The 15775-nt window shown below is 34.5% G+C and carries 14 protein-coding genes; 7 read left to right on the forward strand and 7 right to left on the reverse strand.

What is annotated here, in order from left to right:
- Positions 1 to 332: 332 nt before the first annotated feature.
- Positions 333 to 851, reverse strand: a complete 519-nt coding sequence (locus E4661_RS16265; RefSeq protein WP_136468522.1) for a porin family protein — start codon at positions 849 to 851, stop codon at positions 333 to 335.
- A gap of 257 nt (positions 852 to 1108) precedes the next feature.
- Here E4661_RS16265 and E4661_RS16270 point away from each other — a divergent pair, with 257 nt between their 5' ends.
- Positions 1109 to 3310 (forward strand): lantibiotic dehydratase family protein, encoded by a 2202-nt coding sequence (locus E4661_RS16270; RefSeq protein WP_136468523.1) that lies wholly within the window; start codon positions 1109 to 1111, stop codon positions 3308 to 3310.
- Positions 3303 to 4154, forward strand: coding sequence for a thiopeptide-type bacteriocin biosynthesis protein (locus E4661_RS16275; RefSeq protein WP_136468524.1), 852 nt, complete (start codon positions 3303 to 3305; stop codon positions 4152 to 4154). The genes E4661_RS16270 and E4661_RS16275 overlap by 8 nt, the downstream gene beginning before the upstream one ends.
- 168 nt (positions 4155 to 4322) lie before the next feature.
- Here E4661_RS16275 and E4661_RS16280 read toward each other — a convergent pair whose 3' ends face one another.
- From E4661_RS16280 to E4661_RS16295, 5 genes are all read right to left on the reverse strand, one after another.
- Positions 4323 to 5600, reverse strand: coding sequence for an HlyD family secretion protein (locus E4661_RS16280; protein ID WP_136468525.1), 1278 nt, complete (start codon positions 5598 to 5600; stop codon positions 4323 to 4325).
- A gap of 10 nt (positions 5601 to 5610) precedes the next feature.
- Positions 5611 to 7797, reverse strand: a complete 2187-nt coding sequence (locus tag E4661_RS16285) for a peptidase domain-containing ABC transporter (RefSeq protein ID WP_136468526.1) — start codon at positions 7795 to 7797, stop codon at positions 5611 to 5613.
- Between the two features lie 8 nt (positions 7798 to 7805).
- On the reverse strand, positions 7806 to 9413 hold the full coding sequence (locus E4661_RS16290) for a S8 family serine peptidase (RefSeq protein ID WP_136468527.1): 1608 nt from the start codon (positions 9411 to 9413) through the stop codon (positions 7806 to 7808).
- 59 nt (positions 9414 to 9472) lie between these two features.
- The gene (locus tag E4661_RS19120) at positions 9473 to 9619 is read right to left on the reverse strand and encodes a hypothetical protein (RefSeq protein WP_168796391.1); all 147 of its coding nucleotides are present in this window, start codon (positions 9617 to 9619) and stop codon (positions 9473 to 9475) included.
- Positions 9620 to 9714: 95 nt separating this feature from the next.
- Positions 9715 to 11424 carry a helix-turn-helix domain-containing protein gene (locus E4661_RS16295; RefSeq protein ID WP_136468528.1) on the reverse strand — a complete coding sequence of 570 codons (1710 nt, stop codon included), beginning with the start codon at positions 11422 to 11424 and terminating at the stop codon, positions 9715 to 9717.
- A 227-nt stretch (positions 11425 to 11651) separates the two neighbouring features.
- Here E4661_RS16295 and E4661_RS16300 point away from each other — a divergent pair, with 227 nt between their 5' ends.
- The 4 genes from E4661_RS16300 to E4661_RS16315 all read left to right on the forward strand — a co-directional run bounded on the left by E4661_RS16300 (position 11652) and on the right by E4661_RS16315 (position 14566).
- Positions 11652 to 12503, forward strand: a complete 852-nt coding sequence (locus E4661_RS16300; protein WP_136468529.1) for an RteC domain-containing protein — start codon at positions 11652 to 11654, stop codon at positions 12501 to 12503.
- Positions 12504 to 12631: 128 nt separating this feature from the next.
- Positions 12632 to 12919 carry a helix-turn-helix domain-containing protein gene (locus tag E4661_RS16305; protein ID WP_136468530.1) on the forward strand — a complete coding sequence of 96 codons (288 nt, stop codon included), beginning with the start codon at positions 12632 to 12634 and terminating at the stop codon, positions 12917 to 12919.
- The gene (locus tag E4661_RS16310) at positions 12916 to 14043 is read left to right on the forward strand and encodes a hypothetical protein (protein ID WP_136468531.1); all 1128 of its coding nucleotides are present in this window, start codon (positions 12916 to 12918) and stop codon (positions 14041 to 14043) included. The genes E4661_RS16305 and E4661_RS16310 overlap by 4 nt, the downstream gene beginning before the upstream one ends.
- Positions 14044 to 14050: 7 nt before the next feature.
- Positions 14051 to 14566: an ORF6N domain-containing protein gene (locus E4661_RS16315; RefSeq protein ID WP_136468532.1), complete on the forward strand. Its 516-nt coding sequence runs from the start codon at positions 14051 to 14053 to the stop codon at positions 14564 to 14566.
- 87 nt (positions 14567 to 14653) lie between these two features.
- Here the strand turns inward: E4661_RS16315 and E4661_RS16320 are convergent, their stop codons facing one another.
- Positions 14654 to 15289: an N-acetylmuramoyl-L-alanine amidase family protein gene (locus E4661_RS16320; RefSeq protein WP_136468533.1), complete on the reverse strand. Its 636-nt coding sequence runs from the start codon at positions 15287 to 15289 to the stop codon at positions 14654 to 14656.
- A gap of 186 nt (positions 15290 to 15475) precedes the next feature.
- On the opposite strand from E4661_RS16320, the gene E4661_RS16325 reads away from it, so the two are divergent.
- Positions 15476 to 15763 (forward strand): hypothetical protein, encoded by a 288-nt coding sequence (locus E4661_RS16325; RefSeq protein ID WP_136468534.1) that lies wholly within the window; start codon positions 15476 to 15478, stop codon positions 15761 to 15763.
- The last annotated feature ends 12 nt before the right edge of the window (positions 15764 to 15775 follow it).

A 15775-nucleotide genomic window follows, 5' to 3' on the forward strand; every position in this document is an offset into this window, starting at 1 on the left:
ACAGAGAACAAGCGGATTATTTCCCTAAATTTAGCCTCTGAAATCCTTGAACGGTATAAATACTTGTTAGACATTGATATGACTGGACTTAAGCAAAATTAAAAAACGCTTAAGTTGTCATGACCCTTAATCATTAATAGATATGCGGTCTAACCGCGTATTTGGGGTGTTAGTTCATAGGCAGTAAATTTTAAATTAGACAATAGATACCATGCTTGATTATATTGATAATCAAGTAACATTTTGATTTTTAGCTATTTATGTAATTAATACCCCTTTTTGCAAATTGATAGGGACACAATGTCTAGGGGAACTTTTTAGAGTTTTCTTGGTTAAAAGCTGTACCCCAAACCGATAAGCAACCAATTATAACGGGCTTTTATGTCTTCTGAATCAACGTTACTTGCCCTATTTGATAATTCTGCGTTATACCTTGCTGAAATAATAAACTTATCTGTGATATCGTAGCTCATTCCAAAACCTATATCCAAACCAAGAGAATTGACATCTTCTGGTGTGGTTTCCAAAAAATAAGAAACTTGTGGGCCCGCCTCAACTTTAAAATCATTAAGAATATAATAACCGAATAAAACGGAAAGAAAACCAAAACCATTATTATTGATACTTCCAATATCAACTTGAGGTGTTAGAGCAATTTTATCCGAAAGTTCAAATTGAGAAAAAGCTCCAAGAAAATAACCAGAATCTGATGTAGAAGCACTTCCATTATTTTCAATCACTCTTACATGACCGTTTAAATAACCAGCGTGAACACCAAATTTTGATGTTTGAGATTTTACGTAAAAAAATCCGAATAGGAATAGAATAGATAGACAGATGATTTTTTTCATTTTTTTATTGATTAAATGTTCAGATAGATTTGTGAGTATTTAGGTTAAAAAGATTTAAAATATTTTTTTAGATGTGGTTAATGATTTCGAAAGTACCCTTCAATATATTTATACCATCGGCAAAATAATCGCTATTGGTTCAAATTCCATGAATTTACAGGAGTATTGTACTTTAAATTCATAGAATTTGGGGTGTTTTGAAGTCATTTGATAAAATATAGTCTAATTTGTTGCTAATTGATAACTTAATTCAACCAATGTCAGTAGAATTTGATTATCACATATTAGACTCTTTCGTTTTAAGAGAGCCGTTGATGCCTGTTAATTTATTTCTTGACTTAGCCTCGGGTAGTCAAATAAGTGATGAGGCAATCAAACAGCATTTACAGAATAAGGATATAAGAGAGGCTATTTTCATTGCATCTCCATCCTTTTGGAATCAAGTAGAAAAATGGGAAAATGACAATTGTACCGATTTCAAAAAGGCGGAAAAGGTTAAAATGTCAATCCTTAAATACTTAGCTCGTCTTAGCGTTAGGGCCACACCTTTTGGTCTTTTTGCGGGGTGTTCCATAGAATATTTTGATTCTCCAAATGAACCTGACAGAACTGCCCCTCAAGTAACCAGAAAAACCTTTATAAGTCATACATGTTTAGAAGATCTCCTTAAAAAGATATTTGCCAAAAGGTTTAAAAATTGTACATACTTGACCAACAATACATTATATGAGATAGGGGATAAGCTCAGGTATGTAAGACAAATTGATTCCAAAGGAACTACCTCGTTTGTCATTGAGGAATTATCCAAGAGTGATGAGCTCAGTAAAATTTTGAATAAGGCAAAATCTGGAGCCCATATTTCAGAATTAGGGAATTTGATTCAACACAGAGGTGTTACGCTTTCAGAAGCTAATGAATTTATAGAGGAATTAATCAAAATCCAACTTATCAATAGGGACATTCGACCTTCATTGTACGAACAAAACCCATTGAGCTATGTATCATTATTGTTAAAAGGTATTGGTCAAAATTCAATTGCTAAAGTTTTAGAAGAAGCCAACAACCAATTGATTGAAATTGATTCGGGTAGATTTGACAAAATCCCCCAATACAAAAGGGTTTTAAATAAATTACTTCTGGTTGATGAATTGAATCAATCTCCTATAATATTCAATGTCATTTCATACAATACAACGGGACTGATATTATCGAAGAAAACAAAACAACACTTTCTTAATGCTGTGAAGATTATGAAAATCTTGAACAGTGGGCACAAAGAAAAGAGACTCGAGGATTTCAAGATTCAATTTGAAAAAAGGTATGGAGACAGGAAGGTAAGATTACTTAATCTATTAGACCCCGATTACGGAATAGATTACCTTTCTGTATCATCTAATCTGGGGGTATCAAAAATCATGACCAGTTTCATGTCTGAAAAAGAAAGTTATCCGGAAATGAATCTAGGTTCAATTGATTTAATGATTGCAAGAAAGGTTGCCCATGCGAATTTAAATAATGAAGAGGAAATCGAAATCAATGACATTGATTTAACCCATTATAGAAACAATCATGAGAATATTCCAGATACATTTTCTGGCATATTTGAGATAATTAAAAAGAAGGAAGAAGAACTTGTTCGATTGAGAAGTTTAGGAGGGTCTTCTGCCTTGAACTTAATAAGTCGTTTCACAATTGGAAGTGATGCTTTTTGTGATTATGCAAAAAAAATTTCCAATATAGAACAAAAACTAAGAAAAGATCAAATCATTGCAGAAGTTGTCCATATACCAGAATCTGGACTTGAAACCATACTTGTCAGATCTGATTATATTAAGTATAAAATCCCCATTTTAGCAGACTTGAATCATGAAAACTGTATCCAATTGGATGATTTGTCGGTTTTCCTTAATAACGGAACAATAATTTTATGGTCAGAAAGATTGCAAAGTGAGATAATTCCAAGCATTAACACTTCTCATAATTTTGAGTCAAGTAGTTTGCCTATTTACAGGTTTTTATGTGACCTGCAATCGCAAAATAAAAATAGTGCGTTGAGTCCCGACTTCGACTATTTAGGAAAAATATTCCTGCACATCCCTAGAATAGTTTATAAAGGTATAATTGTCTCTCCTGCTTTGTGGTGTTTGGAAAAAGAATTGTTCAAAATATTCCATGAGAATCTGGATGATAATCACAAGTTATTGTCTGAAGGAGAGAAGTTGAGGAAAGAATATCGAATTCCAAAGCTTGTTTTGTATATACAGGGGGATAGTGAGATACTTGTAAACCTTGAAAACGTTGATTGTCTGAAGTATTTTTTGCAATTGATAAAGAACCAATCGAAAGTTCTACTTCACGAGTTTCTTTTTGATTCCCATACGTACCAAAACGATAATGTACACGCCAACGAAGTTGTTGTAACATATTACAAAAAAGAAGAGAGAAAACAATATGGATAATAAAATTCAATGTTCGTATTTTCCCGGCGATAAATGGCTGTATTACCAAGTCTATATTGGTTTGCAAAACGCAAACAAATTTCTCTGTCAGTTTTTATATCCAAGGATTTTCACCCTCTCTAAGGAAAAACTTATAAAGAGGTGGTTTTTTATAAGGTATAGTGACCCTGAACATCATTTAAGAATCAGGTTTGAGCTTCTGGATTTAATGTGCTTGGGTAAAGTAATTCAAGTAATGAGCGAATGCTTTAATCAGCCATTTTGTAGAGAAGCGATTTGGAACATTCAAATTAACACCTACAAACCGGAAATAGAACGCTATGGGAGAGGAACTATGGAGTTAGCTGAAGAAGTGTTCTTTTTTGACAGCGAAATGATAGTCTCGATTTTGAAAAATCCTAAATTCAAAACAGAAGACTTTGAATGGAAGTCAGGCATTTATATGACTTTGCTTTATCTTAATCTCTTTTATCCAAAATTTGATGCTAAGTTGGATTTTATTCAAAGGGTGCGTGATGCTTATGCTAATGAGTTTAACCTTAATAAGGATTCCAGAATCAGGTTAAATGAAAAATATCGTTCGCTTCGAAGCGAAATTGAAAATTGTGTAGACAACTTTATTCCGATTGATGGCAAGAGTTCCGACGAACCCCATAGTAGTCTGAAAGAAAAACTGAAGAAGTATCAATCTATAATCACAGACAGTGATAGAGAGTCCGTTCTGACAAGCCTAATACATATGAGTTTAAACCGATTGTTCTCCAATAAAAATAGAGAGCAGGAATTTGTTTGCTATGACTTTATTTTGAGGGCTTGTAAATCAAAGTTGGCTAGAGGGTCATGATAAAGTTATGCTTCGATTCTTTCTTTTAAGTTCTTATTATATTCTTTTATTGCCATACGAATGTGGTATGCAATTGATCTTTTTTGATTCAACCTATTATTAAGGGTACTTAATTCATCCAAATCCTTGTTGTCTAGATGATAATTCTTTCTAATCAGTGCCATAACACTAGTATTTGTTCAAACTCATTATTGAAAAAAAGAGCCTTTCTGCAAGGCTAGTCTTATCTGTAATTACCTCTGCCATTCCCTTCATTTCTTGGGAAAAGACCACTTCTTTTTTATAGGATGTTACCAACCCCTCAACAAGTATAGCGTCAATTAGATAGCTTCCATCTTCTTCAGGAAGAACAGGAATGTTGGATACAGAGCCCTGTAGATACCCATTTTCATATGCAGGAAAATTATCCAGATCGACATTAACTTTATGCCCTCTTTTGACTTTACCTAATCCTTTTTGAAAGGTTTTAATCTTTAAAATATAATCTGTATTGTTTGGCAGAATCGCACAGACTAAATCGCCTTGATTTACCGTTGTCTTTGAACTCCAAAACTTATTGAGGTTAACTGTGCCATTAATAGAGGCTTTAATAACAAATTTGTTTTCCCAGTCTCGGATAGCGGCTTTTAGTTTGTTGTAATTTTGGATAAGCGTGTTCCTTAAATATGTACTTTGTTTTTTCAGTAAAAAATCCGAATCTGTAAAACTTACCATCGCAGAATTTCTTGATTCCCGTACGTTGTGAATCTCCGAGGCTATATCAGCTAATCGTCTTTCTGAATCCAAATATTCAATTTGCTTAGACTCATATTCAGAAAGTGAAACAACTCCTTTTTTATGTAGTTGATTATAGCGCTCGAGGTTCTTTTTGAAAAATTCTGTCTCTTTTTGCTGCTTACTCCTCTGAAGTCGTAGTGAACTAAGTCGATTTTCAATGTCTAATATGGAGTTTTTCCTTGCTTTGGTTTTGGTGTTTACTGGAGAGTATATTGAATTTATTTGATATTCAAGATAACTGTTCTCAAAATCAGCATAGGCAGTTTCTAAATTCCCCAAATTCAAATTTGATAAAGAGTTGAACATGGAAGAAAAGTCCTCACTACCCAAATCAACAGTATCTAATATTGAGTATAATAAGAGTACATCTTTATAATCTGCAGTATTCTGAATTATCGCAATGATATCCCCATCATTAACTGGACCGTAGTTCGGTATCAAGAGTGTGTCAATTTTTCCAAAAACCCTAGAAAAGTGTTTTTCGGGAGGTATTGTGGTCGTTAGTGTAACTTCTCCTTCTACAACGTCTGGGTATTTGACAAGCCAAGTAAAATTCAACAACAGTACAATGACCAATACTGTAATTGTATTGCCCCACCTCAATGTCCATGATGGGGTTTTATTCATTATACTTTGAACATCTTCTGAAATGAATTCTTGGTTTTCCATTTCTCAAACTTTATAACTCCAATTGGTTCTTGACCAACTTAAAATATTCGCCCTTAGTGGCTATTAATTCTCTATGGGTTCCCTGCTCACATATTTTACCTTCATCCATCACTATTATATTATCGGCATTTTGCACAGTACTGAGCCTATGGGCAATTATGACTACAGTTCTGTTCTGATAAAACTTTTCCAGGTTTTTGATAATTTCCTTTTCACTATTGGCATCTAGTGAGGAAGTAGCTTCATCAAGAAATAAAAAGCTAGGATCCTTGTAAATGGCCCTGGCTATCAAAATGCGTTGTTTCTGCCCCATACTTATGCCCAGGCCATTGCCTCCAATTTTTGTATTTACATTCAAGGGCAGTCCTTCAATAAATTCCTTTATATGAGCTACTTCAATAGCATATTCCAGTTTATTGGAATCTATTTCCTCTTCGCCCAATGCTATATTTCTTGTTATGGTATCATCGAATATGAATCCGTCCTGCATAACTATCCCACATAAAGAACGCCATTTATCTTGGGCAATCATGTTTAGGTTAGTATTACCAACTTTAATGGTTCCCTTTATAGGTTCATAGTATTGAAGGAATAATTTTAAAAGAGTGGTTTTACCACTACCGCTTTTACCAACAACAGCTGTTACTTCACCTTTTTTGATGGTTATGGATAAATCATTAAGTACCAATTTATCAGTTCCAAAATACCTAAATGAAACCTTTTCCAATAATAAATCTGATTTCACAGGCACTTCGGAAATCCTAGTCTCATTAATGCTATATTCCCCTTGCATATTATGAATTTCCAAAATTCTGGATATTGAGATCTTTGCATCTTGAAGGTTCAATATAAATTCGATTAATTGAGAAACAGGAGAGTTGAGTTGTCCAACAATAAAACTAATAGCTAACATCATACCCAAGGTAATTTCTCCATCAATAACTAATTTCGCAGCGAGAATTGTAATAACGATGTTTTTTAGCTCATTAATGAAATCAGAACCAACCAGCTGATATTGCGTAAGTGAAAGGGACTTGGTCTTCAGATTGAAAATTCTCGATTGAATAAACTCCCAACCTCTTCGTTTATAAATTTCCGAATTATTGAGTTTCGTCTCTTGCATCCCCTCAATGATTTCTAAAAGTTTATTGTGCTCTGACGTTTCTTCTCTAAACATAGTGTCATCAAGTCTTCTTCTTTTGCTTAAAAAAGACAATAAGTATGCGAAATATAATACAGTGCCAATTAGAAATACAGAAAAAATCTTAAGGCTATATAATGCTAATACAATACCAAATACAATAAATGTAACTGATGAAAAGAGAGCATTTAAAGATGAATTCTTGAGCAATATCTCGATTCTTTGATGATCTTTTATTCTTCTCAAAATGTCGCCTGATTGCTTTTTATCATAATATGCTAATGGTAAATTCATAAGCTTAATCAAAAATTCTGATAGCAAAGAGATATTTAGCCGAGAAGCAACATGCAATAGCAGCCAACCACGAATTACTTCAATGATAGTTCTGCCGATAAACAAAAAAACTTGTGCAATAAGAACTAAGTATACAAAATGGATGTCTTGGTTCTTTATGCCAACATCCACCAAATTTTGTGTTAGAAATGGGAATGCCAATTGTATGAGACTTGCACCAAGTAGGCCAATAATCAATTGAACGATTACTTTTTTTTGCCTCTTTAGATATGGGTAAACAAAACCCCAAGTACTAATTTCATTCTCGGTATCATACTCGTTCTTATCAAGTTTTGAAGTCGGTTCTAGAAGTAGACATATACCTCCTTGAGAATTAGCATTTTTAGAATTTCCAATCCAGCGGATTAAAAATTCCTTTTGTTCAATGACCTCATTTCTTGTAGCTGGGTCAGATATAAAGAACTTATTTTTTCGAATTTTATACAGTATAACAAAATGATTCTGATTCCAATGCAGTATACAAGGTAATGGAGCCTGTTTAAGTTCTTCTATCGTTATCTTGACCGCAAGGGATTTGAAGCCTATTTTTTCGGAAGCAGCCCCTAAAAATTTAAGATTGCTTCCCGACCTGGTAGTTTCACTAATGGTTCTCAAATATTCTAGAGAAATATTTTTCCCATAATGTTTTGCAATTACCTTTAAGCATATCGGCCCACAATCTTTGTTGTCTCTTTGTAAAAAGTGAGGAAAGCGTGAACTCATAAAGTGAATTACAATTTAGAAGCTAATTCAAAGGCACGTTTTGCATTCAAGATTCCACCCGACTTGCTTAGTTCTTCAAAGGGAACCTTTTTCTCGCTGTCTTCATCAAGATAAACTTCTCCATTATATTTTGAAGTTGAGTTAACAATTACCTCCTTCAACTCTCGAGAGGAAAGTTTGGGAAATCTATACTTAATTGATGCAGCTACTCCAGTTACCAATGCTGTGGAAATGGAACTTCCAGAGGTTTCATGATATTGATTTAAAGGACTAGTGGTAGTGAAATTAGTTCCTGGCGCAAATAGGTCCACAGTATTTTTGCCATAGCAGGCCCAAATAGGTTTTAAGTTTGCTGTCAATTTGGCTCCTACTCCACCAACCATGATTACGTTTGATAATTCGAATTCCCCGAAACTACCTCTCGGATGCGTCATGACCTCATCCAGATTGTCGCCTGTGTTGCCAGCTGAGGTAACAAATAGAACATTTCGGTTTTTGGCATACTCTAAAGCCAAATAAACTGATTCGGGCTTAACTAAATAATTTAATGTTGAACTATAATTGATTATTTGTGCGTCATTGTCAACTGCGTATCTGATTGCTTTTGAAAGGTCTTCATCATGTTCTGCTCCATTTTCTGGGAAAATGGATAAAACCATAATTTCTAAATTATCGCTATTAGGGGATTCGTTGTATATGGAACTAAAGGTTTTAATCAAAACGCCAGCCATTTCCGTACCATGTACTTCATTTTCAATGTTGATATTCACATTTGGTGAACCAGCGTTGGTTGAGTTTGTAGATTGTTTTAACAAATTTCTTTTTTCGTTTTCATCAAAATCTTTGTTAGAGGCATACTTAGAATTTTGCTCAAAATACACCTTTGAGTCTTCATATTCTTTGGCTCGATTATTCTGTAAATCATCTAATGCAAAATAGATTAATCTTCCTCTTATTTCATCATTGCCAATAGTATAGACCTTATTAAACAGACTGTCCAAAAGACCTTCAGAATATGGTCTTTCAATTCCATAAGTCATTAGTAGACTATCAGAAGAAACTAAAGAATTTTCATACCAGCTAATATATTCCTTATATTCTGCCAATTGAGACAATTCACTATTCTTGCTTTCAAGTGCACTATTATATGTTTTCATAAACGCTTCCTCTTCAAAGCTTAATTCATTTCCTTCTTTATTTAACTCTTGGAATTTGCTTTTAAACTCTCTTATATATCGAATGGAAGTATTGTTTGCAAATCGAACAAGCTTCGTGCTGCCCGATGCCAAATAATTCCAGCCATGTTTGTCATCTATATATCCATTACCATCATCATCCAAATGGTTATCTGCAATTTCATGTTTGTTATACCAAAGGTTATTTTTCAAATATTTATGGTTAATATCAACATCTGAATCAATAAGCGCAATTACAATTTTGTCCATGTTATTGCTTTTCGGAAATTCTGGTGATACATTCTTGGCATTTATTCCTGGAACAGAGTCTTGAGCAAATTGATTGAAATGCCAATAATTGGCATCATTCATTTCCGTGGGCGTAGTTTTTTGCGCTTGACAAGTTTGAAGGAGTAATACAAAAAGAAGGAAATATTTCATAATTAGAAGAGAAAGCCTTGGAATTCACCAAGGCTTCAATTGATTAAAAAAATAATTGTTCATCGCTTTGGAGGGAAACAGCCTCTACTTTTTTTAGGCGGCTTAACAGTATCCCCGCCACCATCACCTCCTTGTACTTTTTCAGTTTCTTCCAATTTTGCTGCAGTGAAATTATCCAAGGATAGCCTTCTTTTTTCTTTTCTCATAATCAGAGTATTTAAGTTATATTAATCTATACAAGTAAATTATGTTCTAAACTATTAAAATTTATGCAAGGTGTGTATAATTAGTAATCCAGATTCTAGGAATTTGTGGCACTTGAAATGCGTTTGATAAAATAGGATGGCTTCAGTTTAGTCCTTTTTTCAAATGCTGTTGAAAATGAGTTTGGGTTATTGAAGCCCATCTCTTCAGCAATGGCCTTAACGGTATAATTTCTAAATTGCTTATCTGTTTTTAATTTTTTGATAGTATAATCTATTCTAAGATTATTAATGTAAGTTATAATGCTTTGGCCTTTGTGTTGATTTATAACTTTAGAAAGATATTTAGAATTGGTACTTATTCTTTCAGCAAGAACATGGGTATTCATATTAGAGTTTAAATAGCCTTCCTCTTTCTCAAATTTGGACAAGTTCATTAAAATTTGTTTTACTATTTTATCTGGTACGCCTATATCTCCATCACTCTCATCTTTCGTTTCTTCGGCAGAGGCATGCATTGACCCGGAATTCATTATTTCATCGAATCTTGACTTATAGGCTCGTTGTTTTAGATAATAAACAATAGTACTGGATAGAAATAGAATCCCTAGAGCAACAGATAGATATATGGTTTTTCTAGATTTTTTGTTTTGCTCATCTAATGTCATTATTAGATCTTCTCTTTCCCTGAGCAGATTCATTCTGTCAAACTTAACGTCCATCAAATCTCTAATGTCCTTGTATTGGGTCATATAAATACTGTCAAGCTTAACTAGTGTTTCAATGGCTTCTAACTGGCTTATTTTATCGTTCTTAGACTTATGATAGTTGACCAAATACTCAAATCCTGGTCTTTGTTCTATATTGAACACATTATCGGATTTGAAAAGAGAATCCATTTTGGCAAAATATTTTAATGCTTTATCTCCCATCCCAAGACTCAAATAAGACTTTCCAAGGGCGTATTGAGAAAGACCAATATTCCCAAAATCATTTTGACTTTTTAAAAAACTAATTGAAGGTAATATGCTATCTATAGCTGCCCGAGAATTACCTTCAAATGATTTGTTTAACCCTTCATTGAAAATGAAGTAATTTTTGAAAGTGGAATCGCCTAGTTTAAGGGATTCCTTGAATCCAAGTTTATTGAAATAACTGGCTGAATCGTTAAGGTTGAGTTTTCTATAAATATCAGCCAGTGCAAAAATTGAGGACAGATAATCAGTTTCTTCTTCTACATGTTTTTCGTTTTGAGCAAAATATAGATATACCTGTTTGAAAATCTTTAAAGCCTCTTTTTCCTGATTTATTCTCTCAGACTTTATCAGACCAATGGTCAAGTTAAACCTATTGATGTAATTTGTTTTTTGATTTTGAGTAGCGATTTCAAGACCTTCAAGTAAAACATCTAGAGATTTGTCATATTCAAGGTTTTCATATAAGAAATCAGCTTTGGACTCATAAGCCAATTCTGGAAACTGAACATATGGCCTTTGTTCAAGCCTACTGCTTACTTGATATATAATTGTATCTAAATGTTCGATTTTTTCTTCTCCAGAACTTGAATTAGCCAAATAGTAGTATCCGTAACAGATATATTCATCCACATTCAACTCAACCGCCTTTGATTTAAATTGAAAGGCATACTTTTTAGCAAGTACTGAATCTTCAACATTCTCAATATACTTTTCATAAATCTCGGTAAGCATGTTTAGTTGACTTAGGCTATCTACTTTGGACTGACCCGTAGCAGAAGACGATATAATAAAAATGATTATTAATGTCGAAGCCTTATTTATGAGTTTCATTCTCTTCCAAAAATTCTAAAATAAAGAATTATACACACCTTTTGTAAAAAAAGGATTATTTGTTCCACGCCTTTATTTCTTAGTCAGGTTCAAATTCAAAGAATTTAAATCGTAATTCCCTGAATGTTAGATGATAGCGTTTTTGTTCTTAAAGATTAAGGAATATATTGATTTAAGGAAACAAAACTAGTTCAACGTATTCAAAGAATCGTTCAACTAATTCATGTTTGAATTTAAAAACTATGGTTTACAGAAATATACTACATCAATTTATGGAGTCTCTAGAGGATATAAAGAATTCGGGCGCCATTAAAAGTCAGAGTGCTAAAGAAGGTTTGAGTCTGTGTAAATTAACACTTACAAAATTAAAATCAGAAGTAGAGAAACGCGGATTTAAGTCTAAACTAGAAGAAATCTTATTTTTTAAGGAAGTTAAAAAAGTTCCCTTAATGTACCATTTTTATTTCTCTGCTGTATTAGTGGCTGAAATCAGCATGCCAAAATCCTCCGTTGAGAACAAATTGGATTTCTTAAATAAGAAATTATCCAGAATTGATAAACGATTGGCAAAATTCTTTCACCTATTACAGTATAGATGTCAAAACGAATCTTCCTTTGATACACAATATTTTACACGTAGGTATCAGGATTATAGGGTATTTAAGGAGGAACAACTAAAAGAGGATTACAAGGATCCTATTTTTAATACAGCTTGTGATAGTGCCTGGGCTGAAATGCATTTTCTCGAGTTGTTTTTGGACTACTTAAGACAAAGAATCTTAGAAATTAAGAGAATTAATGTCATTGGAGAATCAAGGCCATTTGACTCTTTAAAATGGACAAGAAGCAAGGTAGCTTTAGTTGAAATGATTTATGGAATATATTGTTCAGGGGCTTTAAACAATGGTAATATTGAAATCAAAAAAATTGTTGCCCAATTTGAAAAATACTTCAATATTGATTTAGGAGATTACTATGGTTCTTTCATTCAGTTAAAATCAAGAAAATTTAATAGAACAAAGTTTCTTGATGAAATCAGAGCGAATTTAATCCGGAAAATGGAAGAACATGAAGCCTAATAAATCTTAAATAGATAGCAATGTTTCCTGTAATAAAATACTAGGTTCTTACCAACCTTGTAAAATTAAATGGGATGGATTTTAATATTTGCTATAACGTACTAATTGTTTAACCAAATTGTTCCATTATGCCAGCAAATATTTTAACACAGGAGGATCTAGAGGGTTTCAAGGAGTCCCTTTTGGATGAAATCAAGGAAATATTATTAAAAAATGACCGTATCACTTTGGACCGTTGGATTAAGTCCAATGCTGTCATGAACAAGTTGGGGATAAGCCCAGGAACCCTTCAAAATTTCAGAATCAATGAAACCATCCCTTTTTCAAAATTGGGAGGAATCATCTATTATGATGAAGAGGAAATCCATAAAATCCTTATGGACAACAAGAACCTTTTTCTTAAGGACAAATCATGAAAATAGCCTTCTTCAACATACAGAATATCTTCTGCCGCCATATAAGCCTATTGGAGCGGAACAATGCTGATAATAAGATTGGTTGGATAGAGGAATTTGAAACTCTTTTGATTCAACCTAATCGCACCCAGAAAGACTATGACAGGATGCGGATACTTTCTTATTTTCTAGGATTTGATAACAAAGCAAAAACTTCCTATTTCACCATCAAAAACGCCATGGGAGAGTTACTACTCAAAAAGGGTTTGGACACAGAAACCCCAAAGGCATCATATCTGACAAATTGGGAAGGATGGGCAAAAGTTGACTCAATGCCTATCGATGAAGTGCCCATTCTGAACAAGGCCAAGGTCATCAAGGAAGTGGAGCCAGATATTCTCATTCTTTTGGAGGTTGAGAACAGGGCTTCATTGGTTCAGTTCAATAGACATTTCCTTTCATCCAAAGAAAACTCTCCTTATACTGAAACCGTATTTTTGGAAACCAATGACCTTTTTGGTCGTGGTATTGGTGTATTGGCCAAAAAGGGTTTTGATCTTGAGTACATTAAGACCCATGTGAACGAATTAGATGACAAGGGCAACCCCATATTTGATATGGATCTACAAGAATATAGGTTCAGAACAAGTTCTGGTTTGCCCCTTGATATTCTTTGCTCACACTTTGCCAATAACAATTACACGCCAGATTTTTTTGTAGATCGCCAAAAAAAACAATCTGAGTATATAGCCAAGCTCTTTGTCAAAAAGCAAATAGATACCTATAACCATTCAGTATTTATGGGTACTCTGAACGCCCCCGCTTATAGTAATGCTATCTCAACTATGATCAAAAATATCGGTTTAAGTGACATTACAAAGCATCCCAATTTTGCGGTCGATCTGGACAAGGGCAAAGATGCTGGTTATTATAGATTGGGAGCTTACCGAATGGGAGTAAACATCAAACAACGAGATTATCTGATGCTGTCCAACGGACTCTTTAAAACTATTAAAAATTGTGGGTTGGTCAGAAAGGGAATGTGGTATAAAACACAGCCGAAATGGAACATTTTTGGCAGTATTAATAATGAAAAACATGCAGCTAGTGAGCATCCCCTGTTATGGTGCCAATTAAATATATGATTGGGCCATGGAACTATTGAAAATTCAACAGATAATATTTGAAATCCGAGGCCAACAGGTACTCTTGGATTTTGACCTTGCTAAACTTTATGGTACCGAAACCAAACGGCTGAAGGAAGCTGTTCGTCGAAACATAGATCGTTTTCCAAAAGATTTTATGTTTGAACTCACCAAAGAGGAGCATGCGGTTCTAAGGACGCAATTTGCGACCTTAAAATTTTCTGGGCGTGGTAGGCACAGCAAGTATCTGCCCTTTGCCTTCAACGAACAGGGTGTGGCAATGTTATCCAGTGTCCTGAACACTCCCAAGTCCATTGAAGTCAACATTCAGATAATTCGAGCTTTTGTATTCCTAAGAAAATATGCTCTGTCCCATAAGGAACTCACTATCCAACTTAAGGAACTGGAAAAAAAATACGATAGACAGTTTAAGGATGTCTTTGATGCTCTCAATTATTTATTGAATAAGGATATTATGGAGAAAGAACAGCACGATAGAAAGCGAATTGATTTCAAATCCTGAACAGCCTCCTGAGAACATCCCATAGTTCCTTGCTTACCTCAACGACTATTTTTTTGAGCACCTTATATAAACTTACAAGTAACATTTTCATTCCATTATAGTTTTGATTCCCATCAATATGGCCAACCCCAACGCATTGATTTTCTCTTCCCTTTCCAAGTGCATTGCCTCATCCTTATTGGACAGAAAACCAAGTTCTAACAACAGGGCTGGACATACCTCCCTGTTGTCCCGAAGTACTTGAAAGTTGGCCCGTTTCACCCCACGACTCCGATATCCCAATTGTTTTTGCAAGTAGCTATCCATAATCTTCCCCATGGTCTCATTCTGTTTACGGATCGCGCCATTAAACACATACACTTCAAGTCCAGAAGCCCTTGGGTTATCGGCATGGTTGCAATGAAGGGAGACAAAGATTTTTGGGTTTAGAATCTTAGCCAGTTTTGTGCGATGCCCCAATGAGATCAATGTGTCCCCGTATCGGGTCAGGTATATGTCGTATTGCTGATTCAACAATACCTTGTTATAATGTACAATTGCCTGCGCAATCTTTAAGGTCAAGTCTTTTTCCTTTAAGCCATTTATCCCAACTGCCCCACTATCAATTCCTCCATGTCCGGGATCAACAATAATGATCTGTTTTCGGTCAGGGGGCTCCTGTCCAATCACATTGAGGAAGGCCGTGAACAGGCCAAATAAGAGAAGGATTTTTCTTGGTTCCATGTCATATAATATTTAAAATTTCATTGTGCAATCTTCAATGGTTTCGCAAAAACAGCTGTGATTCATCAAAATTTAACACCACAGTCCGTTAATTTTTAGGGCATTACCATCCTTTTACCATCATCACGATACTTTTCGAAAAAGTTTATTCATCAATGGGCTCAATCGGCCGTAAAACAAAAAATCATGAAAAAAACAGTTGTATTCATTTGGGCAATGCTCCTTACGGGCATCCCCGCATTTGCACAGATCGGGGGCATCGAGGATTCGGTCAACGACATCTCTGATACCATCCGGACCATTTTTCCCCTACTCTTGGGGGTCATCTTTTTGGTCGGCTTCCTTTTCAATGCGGGCCACTTTTTTGGCGAGAACGCAGACCTCAAAAAAGGCATCACTCGGGTATTGGTGTTCGTGCTCATTGCAGGAGCCGTTGTCGGCATCTTTACCTATCTCATTGGAATTGTGGTCTAATCAAATGATGTC

The sequence above is a fragment of the Flagellimonas onchidii genome (genome assembly GCF_004804315.1).
GTDB lineage: Bacteria > Bacteroidota > Bacteroidia > Flavobacteriales > Flavobacteriaceae > Flagellimonas > Flagellimonas onchidii.

Coding starts and splice junctions, on each gene's coding strand:
- E4661_RS16265 (WP_136468522.1), bottom strand. CDS start 851: ATGAAAAAAATCATCTGTCTATCTATTCTATTCCTATTCGGATTTTTT.
- E4661_RS16270 (WP_136468523.1), top strand. CDS start 1,109: ATGTCAGTAGAATTTGATTATCACATATTAGACTCTTTCGTTTTAAGA.
- E4661_RS16275 (WP_136468524.1), top strand. CDS start 3,303: ATGGATAATAAAATTCAATGTTCGTATTTTCCCGGCGATAAATGGCTG.
- E4661_RS16280 (WP_136468525.1), bottom strand. CDS start 5,600: ATGGAAAACCAAGAATTCATTTCAGAAGATGTTCAAAGTATAATGAAT.
- E4661_RS16285 (WP_136468526.1), bottom strand. CDS start 7,797: ATGAGTTCACGCTTTCCTCACTTTTTACAAAGAGACAACAAAGATTGT.
- E4661_RS16290 (WP_136468527.1), bottom strand. CDS start 9,413: ATGAAATATTTCCTTCTTTTTGTATTACTCCTTCAAACTTGTCAAGCG.
- E4661_RS19120 (WP_168796391.1), bottom strand. CDS start 9,619: ATGAGAAAAGAAAAAAGAAGGCTATCCTTGGATAATTTCACTGCAGCA.
- E4661_RS16295 (WP_136468528.1), bottom strand. CDS start 11,424: ATGAAACTCATAAATAAGGCTTCGACATTAATAATCATTTTTATTATA.
- E4661_RS16305 (WP_136468530.1), top strand. CDS start 12,632: ATGCCAGCAAATATTTTAACACAGGAGGATCTAGAGGGTTTCAAGGAG.
- E4661_RS16310 (WP_136468531.1), top strand. CDS start 12,916: ATGAAAATAGCCTTCTTCAACATACAGAATATCTTCTGCCGCCATATA.
- E4661_RS16315 (WP_136468532.1), top strand. CDS start 14,051: ATGGAACTATTGAAAATTCAACAGATAATATTTGAAATCCGAGGCCAA.
- E4661_RS16320 (WP_136468533.1), bottom strand. CDS start 15,289: ATGGAACCAAGAAAAATCCTTCTCTTATTTGGCCTGTTCACGGCCTTC.
- E4661_RS16325 (WP_136468534.1), top strand. CDS start 15,476: ATGAAAAAAACAGTTGTATTCATTTGGGCAATGCTCCTTACGGGCATC.